General features: G+C 65.8%; 8 protein-coding genes. All 8 read right to left on the bottom strand.

Annotated features, from left to right (window positions below):
- Window positions 1-112 precede the first annotated feature (112 nt).
- The 8 genes from AC05QJ_RS20775 to AC05QJ_RS20740 all read right to left on the bottom strand — a co-directional run bounded on the left by AC05QJ_RS20775 (window position 113) and on the right by AC05QJ_RS20740 (window position 13,121).
- The gene (locus AC05QJ_RS20775) at window positions 113-1,171 is read right to left on the bottom strand and encodes an autotransporter domain-containing protein (RefSeq protein ID WP_476743161.1); all 1,059 of its coding nucleotides are present in this window, start codon (window positions 1,169-1,171) and stop codon (window positions 113-115) included.
- 360 nt (window positions 1,172-1,531) lie between these two features.
- Window positions 1,532-3,691 (bottom strand): glycogen debranching protein GlgX, encoded by a 2,160-nt coding sequence (glgX, locus tag AC05QJ_RS20770; protein ID WP_476743160.1) that lies wholly within the window; start codon window positions 3,689-3,691, stop codon window positions 1,532-1,534.
- Window positions 3,692-3,781: 90 nt separating this feature from the next.
- Entirely contained in the window at window positions 3,782-4,066 is a 285-nt protein-coding gene (locus AC05QJ_RS20765) for a DUF2934 domain-containing protein (RefSeq protein WP_476743159.1), read from the bottom strand.
- Window positions 4,067-4,068: 2 nt separating this feature from the next.
- Window positions 4,069-6,870 carry a malto-oligosyltrehalose synthase gene (locus tag AC05QJ_RS20760; RefSeq protein WP_476743158.1) on the bottom strand — a complete coding sequence of 934 codons (2,802 nt, stop codon included), beginning with the start codon at window positions 6,868-6,870 and terminating at the stop codon, window positions 4,069-4,071.
- Window positions 6,867-8,933, bottom strand: coding sequence for a 4-alpha-glucanotransferase (gene malQ / locus AC05QJ_RS20755; protein ID WP_476743157.1), 2,067 nt, complete (start codon window positions 8,931-8,933; stop codon window positions 6,867-6,869). Before malQ ends, AC05QJ_RS20760 begins: the two co-directional genes overlap by 4 nt.
- The gene (treZ, locus tag AC05QJ_RS20750; protein WP_476743156.1) at window positions 8,930-10,693 is read right to left on the bottom strand and encodes a malto-oligosyltrehalose trehalohydrolase; all 1,764 of its coding nucleotides are present in this window, start codon (window positions 10,691-10,693) and stop codon (window positions 8,930-8,932) included. Before treZ ends, malQ begins: the two co-directional genes overlap by 4 nt.
- A gap of 3 nt (window positions 10,694-10,696) precedes the next feature.
- Window positions 10,697-12,256 (bottom strand): glycogen synthase GlgA, encoded by a 1,560-nt coding sequence (gene glgA / locus AC05QJ_RS20745; RefSeq protein WP_476743155.1) that lies wholly within the window; start codon window positions 12,254-12,256, stop codon window positions 10,697-10,699.
- A 508-nt stretch (window positions 12,257-12,764) separates the two neighbouring features.
- Window positions 12,765-13,121, bottom strand: coding sequence for a response regulator (locus tag AC05QJ_RS20740; protein ID WP_476743154.1), 357 nt, complete (start codon window positions 13,119-13,121; stop codon window positions 12,765-12,767).
- Window positions 13,122-13,379 lie beyond the last annotated feature (258 nt).

Below are 13,379 nucleotides of genomic sequence, written 5' to 3'. Positions count from 1 at the left end.
CACAAAGGAGCTGAACCAGACCCTGATACGGGTTGACCCGGACCTTGTGGGAGCTGGCCTTGCCAGCGATGCGCCGCGCAGGCGGCGCTTGATCGCCAGGGCTTCTCAGACCTTACCACCTCACCCGCACCCCCAGATTGCCGATCAACCCGTTCAGGTCGTTGTCATCCACGTCGCTGCTGTAGTCGGCACTGACGAACAGCGCCACCTTCGGCGTCACCCGCGCCACCAGTCCCAGCCCCAGTTCGACGGTGGTGGAGTTGCGTCCGCTGCTGATCTTGTCGACCTTGTCCAGGGTCACGGTGTCGGCGTTGCTGAAGTCGTACCAGACGTTGGTCCGCACGAAGGGTTCGATGGGCATGCCGCGCACTTCATAGTGGCCCGACAGTTTCGCCCCGACCCGGCCGGTCCAGCTCGGCTGGCCGTCGAGGGCCTGCAGCGCCTCGGCCTGGGCCGGATTGCCGGCGAAGTACTGCTGGTTGATCAATTGCGCCTGGGGCTCGATCACCCAGTTCTTGCCCAGGCCGATGGGAAAGCCACCTTCCACCGAGAAGGTCAGCGCATGACCGTCGCCGTCGATGCGTTCGCCGCTGGCGTTGCGACCGCTGGCGTCGAAGCGCGTGCCCATGGCCACCGCATCGACGTGCCAGCCCTGGTCGTGCTGCAGACTCCAGTACATGCCGACGCTTTCACCTTCGAGCCGGACGTTGTTCTGTTGCTCGCCCACCTGCGGGCGCTTGCCGTCGAATCCGCTCTGCAGGTTGCTGTGCCCGACGAAGATCCCCGCCCGGTGGGTGGTACCGCCGGCCATCTCGCGCACGAACAGGTCGGGGCTCATGCGCAGGTCGTTGCCCGGTGCCTGCAGGCGCGCTTCCTGCGGGGCGGGTTTGCTGGCGGCGGGGAAGAACTGTGCCCACTGGCTCTGCATCATTTCCGGCGCCGGCAGCAAGGGCTGCTGGCTCATGCGCTCGGAAAACGCGCTCAGAGTGTCGCGTCCCAGACCCGGCAGGCTGGCCGGTTGCAGGGACAGGGCAGGGGTGTCGAGCTTGAACAGCGAGTCCTGGTCTTCGAGACCGAATGCTTGTGATTCCACCGGGGTTGCAAGAAGCAGCGACGTGGAAACCGCAAGGAAAAACGACTCAAAGCCCGAGGGGTTCGACGGTTTTTTCATGGCGGATCTCCTTCTGTATGACAGCCAGGGCCTGGCCTGATGTCACGGCCTGCGAACCAGCACAGAGGGGCGACCCAAACCAGCAAAACGATCCCCGACCCGCGCGGGAACGCGCGAGCTAGAGGCTCGGATTGAGTTTTCACGGATGTAGCTAAGGTGAAGTCAAGGAGATCAAGACAGGCGCGTCAAGATTGCGTGAAAGCGGTGTGAAGGGTTTGAGGTGCGGCTCAAGTCTTTGAAAAAGCGGGTATTTGTGGCGTGCATAGCTGGAGAGTGAATTTACAGCGACCGTGCTATTTCGAATGGTTGCAGCGGCGGGGTGACCCACCGCGTCGCTTCAGCGTCGCGGTGGGTCGGAACTCACTCCTCGTCCCGTTGCAACTCCAGCAACAACAGGCTGCGCCCCGTCACCTGAAACTCACTGCCAAACTCGAGCTTCTGCCCCTTGCGCAGGGTCGGCCGGTCGGTGTCGATCAGGCAGTTCCAGTATTCGCCCTGCGGTACTTCCGGCAGGGTGAAGGCAACGTTGTCGTGGTGGGCGTTGACGATCAGCAGCAGGGTGGCGTCGGCGCCGGGCTTGCGGATGCCGCTGGCCTGCGCGCGGCCATCCATCAACATGCCCAGGCAGCGGCCCTGGCTGTCCTGCCATTGTTCGACGGTCATCTCGCTGGCGTCGGGCGCCAGCCAGGTCACGTCCTTGACGCCGATGGCTTCGTTGTAGTCGCCCACCAGGAAGCGCGCCCGGCGCAGGATCGGGTAGGCCTGGCGCAGGCGGGTCAGGCGCTTGACGAACTTGAGCAGTGCAGCGCCATCTTCGTCCAGTTCCCAGTTGATCCAGCCAATCTCGCTGTCCTGGCAATAGGCGTTGTTGTTGCCGTGCTGGGTACGGCTGAACTCGTCACCGGCGACGATCATCGGCGTGCCCTGGGCCAGCAGCAGGGTGGCGAAGAAGTTGCGCATCTGGCGCAGGCGCAGGGCGTTGATTTCGGGATCTTCGGTCGGCCCTTCGACGCCGTGGTTCCACGACAGGTTGTTGTTGCTGCCGTCCTGGTTGTTCTCGTCGTTGTCTTCGTTGTGCTTGTCGTTGTACGAGACCAGGTCGCGCAGGGTGAAGCCGTCATGGGCGGTGATGAAGTTGACCGAGGCATAGGGGCGCCGGCCCCGGCGGTTGAACAGTTCGCCAGAGGCGGTCATGCGCGCGGCGAAGTCGGCCAGTTGGCCTTCGTCGCCTTTCCAGAAGGCCCGCACGGTGTCGCGGAAGCGGTCGTTCCACTCGGCCCAGCCCGGGGCGAAGTTGCCCACCTGGTAGCCACCGGGGCCGCAGTCCCACGGCTCGGCGATCAGTTTCACCTGGCGCAGGAGCGGGTCCTGGCGGCAGGCGACGAGGAAGCTGTGACGCTCGTCGAAGCCTTCGTGATAACGCCCGAGGATGGTCGCCAGGTCGAAGCGGAAGCCGTCCACATGCATTTCGCCTGCCCAGTAGCGCAGCGAATCGGTGACCAGTTGCAGCACGCACGGATGGCTCAGGTCGAGGGTGTTGCCGGTGCCGGAATCGTTGATGTAGTAGCGCTTGTCGTCGGGCATCAGGCGGTAGTACGAGGCGTTGTCGATGCCGCGCATGGACAGGGTCGGGCCCAGTTCGTTGCCTTCGGCAGTGTGGTTGTAGACCACGTCGAGGATCACTTCCAGGCCGGCATCGTGCAGGTGCGCGACCATTTCCTTGAACTCGGCGATCTTGCCCTTGGCCAGATAGCGCGGGTGGGGCGCGAAGAAGGCGATGCTGTTGTAGCCCCAGTAGTTGTTCAGGCCCTTTTGCAGCAGGTGCTGGTCGTTGACGTAGGCGTGGATCGGCAGCAATTCGATGGCCGTGACGCCCAGTTGCTTGATGTGGTCGAGCAGGTCGTCGTTCATCAGCCCGGCGAAGGTGCCGCGGGCAGCGTCCGGCACGCTGGGGTGGCGCATGCTGATGCCACGGGTGTGGGCTTCGTAGAGGATGGTCTTTTCCCAGGGCGTGCCGACGCGGCGGTCGCGACCCCAGGTGTAGGCCGGGTCGATCACCTTGCACTTGGGCACGAACGGCGCGCTGTCGCGTTCGTCGAAGCTGAGGTCGCCGTCGGGGTGGCCGATGGTGTAGCCGAACAGTGCCTCGGACCATTTCAACTGTCCCACCAGTTGCTTGGCATAGGGGTCGATCAGCAGCTTGTTGGGGTTGAAGCGGTGACCATTGCCCGGGTCATACGGGCCGTGCACCCGGTAGCCGTAGATCAGGCCGGGGTGTGCATCGGGCAAGTAGCCGTGGAAGATTTCGTCGGTGTACTCCGGCAACTCGATGCGCTCGATCTCGGTCTCGCCGCTGGCATCGAACAGGCACAGTTCCACCTTGGTGGCGTTGGCCGAGAACAGGGCAAAGTTGACCCCCAGGCCATCCCAGGTGGCGCCGAGGGGGAAGGGCAGGCCTTCACGGATACGCGAAGGCTCGTTGTGGACAGGTTCGGGCTTTTCTTCTTGACGACGGCTCATTGGGCACCTGAAGCGAATTGACGGAAACAGTCGGCCGTCGCGGCAGCCTTGGCTGCCACGGCGGATGGATCGGAAGCGGAACGCCGGGCGTCAGAGCGGGGCGGGTTTCTTCGGCGTGCGGGGTTTCTTCGGCGGCTCCTTGGCCGCAGCGGCTTTCTTCGCCGCAGCGGCGCTGCCCAACGGCGTGACCGGTTCAGCCTTGGGCCTGGCGGCGGCCTTGGCTTTCTTCGGTGTGCTGGCCTTGGGCGCGAGGGCCTCGGCTTCGGCCAGCTTGCGCGCCATTTCCCAGTGGCGCTCCTCGTGGCCTTCCGGTTTGCCCTCCGACTCCCAGATCTGGTACGCGAATTCGCGGATACGTTTTTCCTCGACACTCATGGCTACGCTCCTGATGACTCGATGTGCTCAATGAAAAGATTCACGGGAAAGCGCTCCAGCGCAGTGTTCAGCCACAGCTCCCGGGAGCCGTGCTCCTTGTGGGTTGTGACTGCGCGCTGATCGAAAAGTCCCGTGCAATTGGCAGTGGACGCGGCGAACGGCAGCACCACCCGGGTATCGCCCCAGTTCTGCGCCGGGATCAAGGGTTGTGCGGTGCGGCCGAGCAGGTTGCCCGCAAGGCGTGGAACGATGACGAACGCGCGCTGCTCCTCGCCGCAGCGGGCAAAGGCGAGAACCTGGTGCGCGTGTTCGCCGCGGACTTCCAGGGGCAGGTAGTCGCCATGCAGGAACAGTTCGGGGAACTGCCGGCGACGCTCCAGCACCTGGGCGATGAGGGCTTGCTTGACTCGGCCGTCCTGCCAGGTGGCGACCAGCTGCTGGGGTGTCTGGCGGTCGTCAAGGGCCTGGCGGCGGGCGACGAAATCCACCGGGCGACGGTTGTCCGGATCCACCAGGCTGAAGTCCCAGAACTCGTTGCCCTGGTACAGGTCCGGCACGCCGGGCGCGGTCATGCGCAGCAGGCACTGGGCCAGGCTGTTGAGCGCGCCGGGGACGGCGAGGGCGTCGGCCGCCTGTGCCAGGGAGTGGCGCAGTTGCTGGTACTGGCGATCCAGCAGGAGGGCGTCGATGAACGCGGCGCACGCCCCTTCATAGGCCTCGTTGGGTGCGCTCCAGGTGCTGCGCAGCTTGGCTTCGCGCAAGGCCTTGCGCTGCCACTCGTGCAAGCGTTCGGCGTAGGCGCGCAGGCCGGGCTCGTCATCGGCGGCCAACGCCAGCGGCCAGGTACCCAGCAGGGTCTGGTAGAGCATCAGTTCGTCGCCCGACGACGGTGCCTGGCCGTCGGCCAGCGTCTGGCGCAGTGGTTCGGCCAGTTCACGCCAGTGCTCGATGCGGCTGGCGAACCAGTCGGCGCGCTCGCTGAGCACCGCCATGCGTGCACGCACGTCTTCGCCGCGCTTGTGGTCGTGGGTGGCAGTAGCCAGCAGGTTGGTGGGGAACTCTGCGAGCCGCTGTCGACAGTGCTGGTGGAAGTCCTCGACCGGGGCGCTGAAACGCTCGGCCTCGAAGCCCACGTCATTGCGCGACAACAGCACCGCCGAGCGATAGAAGGCGGTGTCTTCCACGGCCTTGGCGGCGGTGGGCGAGGTGAGTTGCTGGAAGCGCACGCAGGCATGGCGCAATTGCTTGCGCGACCGCCCCGGTGGCAACTGGCGCCAGGGTTCGCCGCCGAGCCAGCGCTGCAGGTAGTCGAGCACCCCGGCGTCGCCTTCGCCCAGGGTGGCGCGGGCCTGTTCCAGAGCCTGCTGGAAGAAGCCTTCGTCCTGTTGCGGGCGGCCGAGGGCGTTGATGTAGGTGCGGTACACCGGATAGTGCTCCACCAGCGCCTGCAAGGCGCGGCGGATGGCACCCAGGGTCAGGTCGCGACTCATCACGTCGTTGCGCGCGACCTGCAACAGGGCCTGGGCCACCGATTCGAAATCGCCGGCCAGCGTGCCTTGCAGCACCAGTTGCCGGGCCTGGCGCACTTCTTCGACGAAGGCCGGACGCTCGCTCAGGGCGTGCCAGAGCGACGTCAGTTCCGCCTCGCCGGCCGGGTCGTGCTGCAACAGCGAGACCTGGTTCATGAACTCGTAGCCCGTGGTGCCGTCCACCTGCCAGTCGCGGTGCAGGGTTTCACCGGGGCCCAGGATCTTCTCGACATAGATCGGGAAATGCTCCAGCGCCGCGCTCAGCGGTCGTTGCCCCAGTAGCGCGGTGGTCCGCCGGCGCAGCTTGCGGCAATAGCCGCGCGGATCAGCAAGGCCGTCGATATGGTCGATGCGCAAGCCGTCCACCAGGCCGCAACCGATCAGCTCGAAGACCTTGCCGTGGGTGGCCTCGAACACTGCCGGTTTCTCGACCCGCAGGCCGCCCAGTTCGTTGATGTCGAAGAAGCGCCGCCAGTTGATGTCGTCCGCAGCGGTGCGCCAACTGGCCAGGCGGTAGTGCTGGCGTTCGAGCAGCGCGTGCAGGCGCTGGAAGCCTGGGTCCTGGCGTGCGTCGAAACCTTCCAGCAGACGTTCGATGTCGACCGCCACCTGGGCCGAACGCCCCAGTTCGATCAGTTCCTGATGCAGTGCTTCGGCGGCATCGGCGTGCGGGGCGGCGGCGAAACGCCCGGCCAGGTCGCGCAGGCTGGTCAAGTGGCTGCCCGCCAGGATCAGCGCGTAGTCCGGCGGGCTGATCGGGAAACGATGGTCATGATGGTGGATCGCGAAGCGGCCGGCACTGGCCTCGAAGCGCAGCGGTGCATGGCCGGCCTGGAGCACCTTGCCGTAGTCGTCGGCCAGGAACGGCAGCAACAGTTGGCCTTCCAGCAACGGGTCGGGCGAGTGCCACTGGATATCGAAGAATTCGGCGTAGCGGCTGCGCCGGCCCCAGGCGAGCAGGTCCTGCCACCAGGGGTTGTGTTCACCGCCCACGGCCATGTGGTTGGACACGATATCCAGCAACAGGCCCATGCCGTGCTGACGCAGCGCGGTCACCAGGCGTTCGAGTGCCGCTTCGCCGCCCAGCTCCGGGCTGACCCGGGTCGGATCGACGACATCGTAGCCGTGCATCGAGCCCGGCCGCGCTTCCAGCAACGGCGAGGCATAGAGGTGGCTGATACCCAGGCGGGCGAAGTAGGGCACCAGGGGCACCGCATCGTCGAGGGTGAAGCCGGCGTGGAATTGCAGGCGCAGGGTCGCGGTCAACGGGCTCATCGGTCACGCTCCCAGGCTTGTTCGCGGGCTTGTGCCAGCAGTTCCAGACGCCTGGCGGCGTCCACGTCGTCCAGCAGGTCGCGGGCCGGCAGGGCGAAGCGACGACGCCAGTTCGGATGGCCGTCGACGGTTCCGGGCAGGTTGGGCTGCTCGTCGATGCCGAGCAGGTCTTCCAGCGGCAACAGCACCAGCGGCGCGCGGGTGTGGCCGAGCAGCCGTACGCTGGCGTCGATCACGCTACTGTCCTCTTGCAGCGCTCCGTGATAGTTGTGCTCCAGTAGCTGCCGCAGGCCGTTGATCTCGGTCTGCCGGGTCTCGCGCCAGTGGCGTTCGGTGAGGGCGTCGATCAGTTCCAGGCGCTGGTTCCATTCGATGTCCCGTGTCTCCAGCCAGCCGGCCAGGGGCGGCAGGTCGTGGGTGCTGGTGGTGGCCAGGGCGTTGTCCGGCCAGTCGAGTATGGGTTTGAAACGACCGGGCGGGTCTTGCTCGAACAACAGTACGCGCATCCCGAGAATACCCCGTGCCGCCAGGGTCTCGCGCAGGCCGTCGGGCACGGTGCCGAGGTCTTCACCGAGGATGATCGCGCGGTGGCGTACGGACTCCAGGGCCAGCAGTCGCAGCAGGTCATCCAGCGGGTAATGCAGGTAGGCGCCATCGGGTGCCTTGGCGCCGGCGGGAATCAGCCACAGGCGATAGAGGCCCATGACGTGGTCGATGCGCAGGCCGCCGGCGTGGGCGAGGTTGGCCCGCAGCATTTCGATGAAGGCGCGGTAGCCGTTGCGCCTCAGGCCCAGGGGCGAGAACGCACTGATCCCCCAGTTCTGCCCGGCGCGGTTGAGGATGTCGGGTGGTGCGCCGACATGCACGTCGGCCAGCAGTTCGTCCTGGCGGCTCCAGGCCTGGCTGCCGGCACCGTCGGCACCGACCGCCAGGTCGGCGATGATCCCCACCGCCATGCCCTGGCTGCGGGCGGCCTGTTGCACCCGTTCGAGGCCGCGGGCCACCAGCCATTGGCAGAAGGCGTAGTACTCGATGGCCGCGGGATAATGGTCGGCGAAGTGCGCCACCTCGGCGCTGTGCGGATCGCGCCAGCCGTCCCACCAGTTGCGCCAGTCCTGGCTGCTGCCCTTGACCGCTGCGGCATCGAGCAATGCCTCGTACCGACAATGATCCTCCAGGGCCTGGCCGCCGGCCTCGCGGAAGCTGTCGAAGTCTTCGCGCAACGGGTGTTCGCCGCGGCTGAAGTCACGGTACAGGGCCCGCAGCAGTTTCTGTTTGGCGCTCGCCGCCAGCGGCCAGTCGATCAGCGGCAGTTGTTCCAGTTCCTCGAAGGGCTGTTCGAGGCTTTCCCGGGCCACCCGCACGGCGCGTTCGCCGAGCAGGATCTCGGGGCTGGCGTAGAGGCTGTTGAAGAACAGGCGGCTGGACGGCGAATAGGGGCTGTAGGTGTGGCTGTTGTTGGCGAACATCGCGTGCATGGGGCTGATCGCCAGGGCGTCGGCGCCCCGTTCGGCGGCGCTGCGGGCCAGGGCTTCCAGGGCCAGGCAATCGCCGAAGCCGCCATCGCCCGGGCGACGCAGGCTGTAGAGCTGGGCGGCGATGCCCCAGCGGCGCGGCGGCAGCTCACCCTGCAGGTCATCGAGGCTGAAGCAACGCGCCGGCGCCACGGCCAGGGTGAACGCCTGGCCATCGATGGTCAGGCGGTGGTAGCCGATCGGCAGGCCGCCGGGCAGGGCGCCACGGGCGTCCAGGCGCAGCGCCTTTTCGCTGCCGTCCTCGAGAGCGGCGTGGCACAGGTGACCGGCGGCGAACCAGCGGGACAGGTCCAGCGGCTCGTCGAGGTCGGCGGTCAGCAGCGGTGGCAGGTGTTGTTCGTCTTCGGCTTCTTCCAGTGCGGCGAGGCTGCTGGCGATGTGTTCGGGGCTGTCTGCGGGATGGCCCAGGGCGCCGAGCAGGTTGCGCAGGTTGGCATCGCTGACCGTTTGCGCCTTGCCGTTGGCATCGATCCAGTCCACGGCCAGGCCCGCACGTCGGGCCAGGTGGTGCAGATGCGGGTCACTCATTGGGCAGGCTCCGCTGCGGACGTTGGGATAAGGCTGGCCAGGGCGCTGAAGGGGGGCAGGATGCCTGGCTGTTGCACTGCTTCAGTGCATTTGAACAAGGGTTGATGACGATCCGGCAGCGTTGCTTGCACCGCTTCCGGGCCCAGGTTGAGGTCGATGCGCAGCTCGCTGCCGTTACCCAGCAGCCAGCGGGCGCTGACGGCCTTTTCGCCGATGACATCTGTGCCGAGGGCATGGGCGCCGTCGAGGTGCGGGACGATGTGGCTCCGGCGCAGATCGAGCAAGTGCCGGTAGAAGTCCTCCCAGGCCGCGCTGTGGGCGTTGCGCCGCGGGCGCGAGTCGAGGAAGGTCTGCAGCGCATTGGGGTCGGGAATGTGCGCGCGTTTTTCTTCGCTGCTGAACGCCGCAAAGCCCTTGAACTCGGCCCTCCTGCCTTCGCGCACGGCATCTGCCAGCTCTGCGTGATGGTCGGTGAAAAACAGGAACGGCTGCTCGCTGGCCCATTCATCGCCCATGAACAGCAGCGGGATCATCGGCGACAGCAGCAACAGCGTGGTGGCCGCCCGCAAGGCCTGGGGCGCGCACAGCGCCGGCAGGCGTTCGCCCAGGGCGCGGTTGCCGGTCTGGTCGTGGTTCTGCAAAAACAGCACGAAGGCATCCGGCGCAAGGTGTGCGCTGGGTTCGCCCCGGGGCTTGCCGTGGTGGCCGGTTTCGCCCTGGTAGACGAAACCTTCGGCCAGGCAGCGGGCCAGGCGCGGCGTCGGGTCCTGGAAGTCGGTGTAATAGCCTTCGCGTTCGCCGGTCAGCAGCACATGCAGGGTGTTGTGCCCGTCATCGTTCCACTGCGCGTCGAAATCGGTCTCGAGCAGGTGCGCCTGGTTGAATTCGTTTTCCAGCACCAGCCAGCAATGGCGGCCATCGGCACAGTGCTGGCGCACGGCGCCGGAGAGCGCACGAAGAAAGTCCGGGTCGTCGATGGCATGCACCGCATCCAGGCGCAGGCCGTCGAAGCGGTAGTCGCTGAGCCACATCAGGGCGTTTTCAATGAAGAAGTCCCGCACTTCGGCCCGGCGGAAGTCGATGGCTGCACCCCAGGGGGTGTGCCGGTCTTCGCGGAAGAATTCGCCGGCGTAACGGTGCAGGTAGTTGCCGTCCGGTCCGAAATGGTTATAGACCACGTCAAGCAGCACCATCAGCCCCAGGCCATGGGCCTGGTCGATCAGCGCCATCAGTTCGTCCGGCGTGCCGTAGCTATGCTGCGGTGCGAACGGCAACACGCCGTCGTAGCCCCAGTTGCGCTCGCCGGGGAACTGGCCGATGGGCATCAGCTCGATGGCGGTAATGCCCAATTCGGCCAGGCGTGGCAGTTCGCGCATGACGCCTTCGTAGCCGCCGAGCAGGCCGACATGCAATTCCTGGATCACCGCTTCGCGCCAGGGGCGGCCACGCCAGTCCGGATTGCGCCAGCGATAGCGCTGCGGCGCGACCACCTGGCTGGGGCCGTGCACACCCTGGGGCTGGAAGCGCGAGGCGGGGTCGGGAACCGACAGTTCGCCATCGATGCGGTAACGGTACAGGCTGCCGCTGGGGCAGCGCCGTTGCAGACGGAACCAGCCATCAGCCTCGGGGGCCATGGCGAAGGTGGCGCCATCGAGTTCGAGTTCGACGCTGCGGGCGTCGGGTGCCCAAAGGGCGAAGCGGGTGCGCTGGCCGTCCTCGACCAGCGCTCCATGACTGAAACGCAGGGGTAGTGGCGCCATGGCTTACCCCCGGTTGCTGTGGGCGCGGACGACCAGTTCCTCGTACAGCCGGGCGTAGGGTTCCACCGCCTGGCACCAGTTGAAGGGTTGAGTCATGGACAGGCAGCGCATGGCATTGAGCAGCGGCTTCTTGTCGAAGACGTAGAACGCCCGGCCCAGGGCTTCGCGGTAGCTTTCCAGGGTGGACTCGTCGAAGAGGAAACCAGTGACGCCGTTCTCGATGGTGTCGGCCAGGCCCCCGGTGTTGCGCGCCACCGGCAGCGAGCCATAGCGCTGCGCGTACATCTGGCTCAGGCCGCAGGGCTCGTAGCGCGACGGCATGAGCAGGAAGTCGCTGCCGGCGAACATGCGTCGGGCGTCCTTCTCGTTGAAGCCGATACGCACGCCGATGCGACCCGGGAAGCGCAGGGCCAGGTCGCGCATGGCCTGCTCTTCTTCCGGCTCGCCGCGACCGATAATGGCGATCTGGCCACCCTGGCGCACGATGTCTTCGGCAACCCCCAGGGTCAGGTCAAGGCCCTTCTGGTAGACCAGACGCGAAACCACGGCGAACAGCGGGCCACTGGATGGCTCCAGGCCGAACAGCTCGCGGACCTGCGCGGCATTGGCGGCCTTGCCTTCCCAGTCGTTGAGACCGAAATGGTGCTCCAGGTAGCCGTCGGTGGCCGAATTCCAGCCTTCATCGATGCCGTTGGGAATGCCGCTGAGCAGGCCTTGCTGTGCCTTGCTGGCGAGGAAACCGTCAAGCCCGCAGCCGAAGGCCGGGGTGGTGATCTCCCGGGCGTAGGTGGCGCTGACCGTGGTGATGTGGCTGGAGTAGGCCAGGCCGGCCTTGAGGAACGACAGCTTGCCGTAGAACTCCATGCCTTCCTGGTGTTGCGCGTGGTCGGGGATCGCCAGCTCCGGGCAGCAGCCGCGGCTGACCACGCCCTGGTAGGCGAGGTTGTGGATGGTGAACAGGGTCGGCGTGCTCAGGCCGCGCCAGTGCATGTAGGCCGGCGCCAGGCCTGCCGGCCAGTCGTGGGCGTGAACCAGGTCGGGTGTCCAGTGGACCATGCCTTCGCCTGCGGCGATCTCGGCAGCGGCCAGCCCCAGGCGGGCGAAACGAATGTGGTTGTCGGGCCAGTCGCGGCCGTTGTTGGCGCCGTAGGGGGTGCCATCACGCTGGTACAGCTCGGGGCAGATCAGGACGTAGATCACCAGACCGTCGGCCAGGTCCATGCGGCCGATCTTGCAGGGAGGCAGTGCGGCATGACCGCCCAGTTCACCGACCACATGGATCGGGTTGTCGCTCTCCATCACTTGCGGGTAGCCGGGAATCAGCACGCGCACGTCGTGCAGGTGGCGCAGGGCCCGCGGCAGGGCTGCGGACACGTCGCCCAGGCCGCCGGTCTTGACCAGGTCGGCGATTTCCGAGGTGACGAACAAGACTTTGCGTTTGTGCCGGTTCTGCCTGTTTTCGCCGACGAAACCCAGGGTATTCGCGACGAAATCACTGCCCACGGGGGCGCTGGTGTCAGGGTTGAAATGCTCGATATGCGGTTCGACAGCGGCACTGATCATACTTCTCTCCGTCCCTTGTTCTGCGGGGGGCAGCCCCCCTTATGCGATGCCTGTTCGGTTATCTCTCTTCTGCTGTGCAGTGTTGCGTCCCTGTCACCCGTGCAAGCGCTACGCCAAGCGGCGCTCCTGCCGATGACGAGCTGACGAAGTGTAGGGATGGGTGGGTCGCGCCCGGGAAAGCCGGAATCGATGACCTACTTAAAATCCTGACTGGAGCGCTTGTCTGAAAGTTTCAACTTTTTTCAGTCGGATCGTTCGGACGGTTCCTGCCAGGATCTGGGAGTGTAGGAGAGGGTTGGGGAAAAATGTGACCCGCTGGTCATATTTCAGTTTGGAGACACGCGGAGGGTGTTTGGCATAAGCGCGGAGATGGGGCGGCGCCTTCTCCCGGATCCTGTGGTCGGTACCGGCGCTGCGTCCCTTTGCTCAAACCCGGGAACACCGCCGAATCGGCGGCGCCCGAGAGATTTGCGTAGAAAAGCGAATGTGTCGGCTCCGCCCGCAGGCTTCAGCCCAGAATGCTCTTCATCTTGTCCCGCAACTGATCGATGCTGAACGGCTTGCCGATCATGTGCATGCCTTCGGGGACGTCGATGCTCTGGCCGTAGCCGCTGGCGAACAGGATCGGCAGCAGCGGGCGCAGTTCGCGGGCCTGGCGTGCCAGTTCCTTGCCGTCCATGCCAGGCAGGCCTACGTCGGTGAGCATGAGCGCGAAACGCTGTTCGGGGTCGCCAAGCAAGGCCATGGCGGTTTCGCCGTCTTCGGCTTCCTGGACGGCGTACCCCAGTTCCTGAAGCACGTCGACCATCAGCATGCGCACGATGTCATCGTCTTCAACGACCAGAAGAGGGGTGTTATCGGGCATGGGGTACTCCTGTGGCAATGAGTGTTACTCATTCTGTAAGCGATGTGCCGCCGGAAGTTCCCCGGCGTTGATTGGGGTGCAGGATAAACGTTGCGTTGAACGATTGCGCGGTGCATGCCTCAAATACTGGCTTTATGCCCTGTCGATTGCCGCGAACCCGGATAGACTGGGGGGACAGCGCGGCTCCGGTTTGCACCCAAGGACGCGAATCCGGACCATAAGCGAAAAAAACAATTGCCACCTTCTGCCGCTTGGACC

It is taken from the genome of Pseudomonas sp. TUM25319 (assembly GCF_056388475.1).
The sequence above is the reverse complement of the archived record's forward strand: the minus strand, read 5'-3'. Positions and strand labels throughout refer to the sequence as shown.

Excerpts from the sequence above, each read along its gene's own strand:
- AC05QJ_RS20775 (WP_476743161.1), bottom strand. The coding sequence starts at position 1,171 with ATGAAAAAACCGTCGAACCCCTCGGGCTTTGAGTCGTTTTTCCTTGCG.
- glgX (WP_476743160.1), bottom strand. The coding sequence starts at position 3,691 with ATGAGCCGTCGTCAAGAAGAAAAGCCCGAACCTGTCCACAACGAGCCT.
- AC05QJ_RS20765 (WP_476743159.1), bottom strand. The coding sequence starts at position 4,066 with ATGAGTGTCGAGGAAAAACGTATCCGCGAATTCGCGTACCAGATCTGG.
- AC05QJ_RS20760 (WP_476743158.1), bottom strand. The coding sequence starts at position 6,870 with ATGAGCCCGTTGACCGCGACCCTGCGCCTGCAATTCCACGCCGGCTTC.
- malQ (WP_476743157.1), bottom strand. The coding sequence starts at position 8,933 with ATGAGTGACCCGCATCTGCACCACCTGGCCCGACGTGCGGGCCTGGCC.
- treZ (WP_476743156.1), bottom strand. The coding sequence starts at position 10,693 with ATGGCGCCACTACCCCTGCGTTTCAGTCATGGAGCGCTGGTCGAGGAC.
- glgA (WP_476743155.1), bottom strand. The coding sequence starts at position 12,256 with ATGATCAGTGCCGCTGTCGAACCGCATATCGAGCATTTCAACCCTGAC.
- AC05QJ_RS20740 (WP_476743154.1), bottom strand. The coding sequence starts at position 13,121 with ATGCCCGATAACACCCCTCTTCTGGTCGTTGAAGACGATGACATCGTG.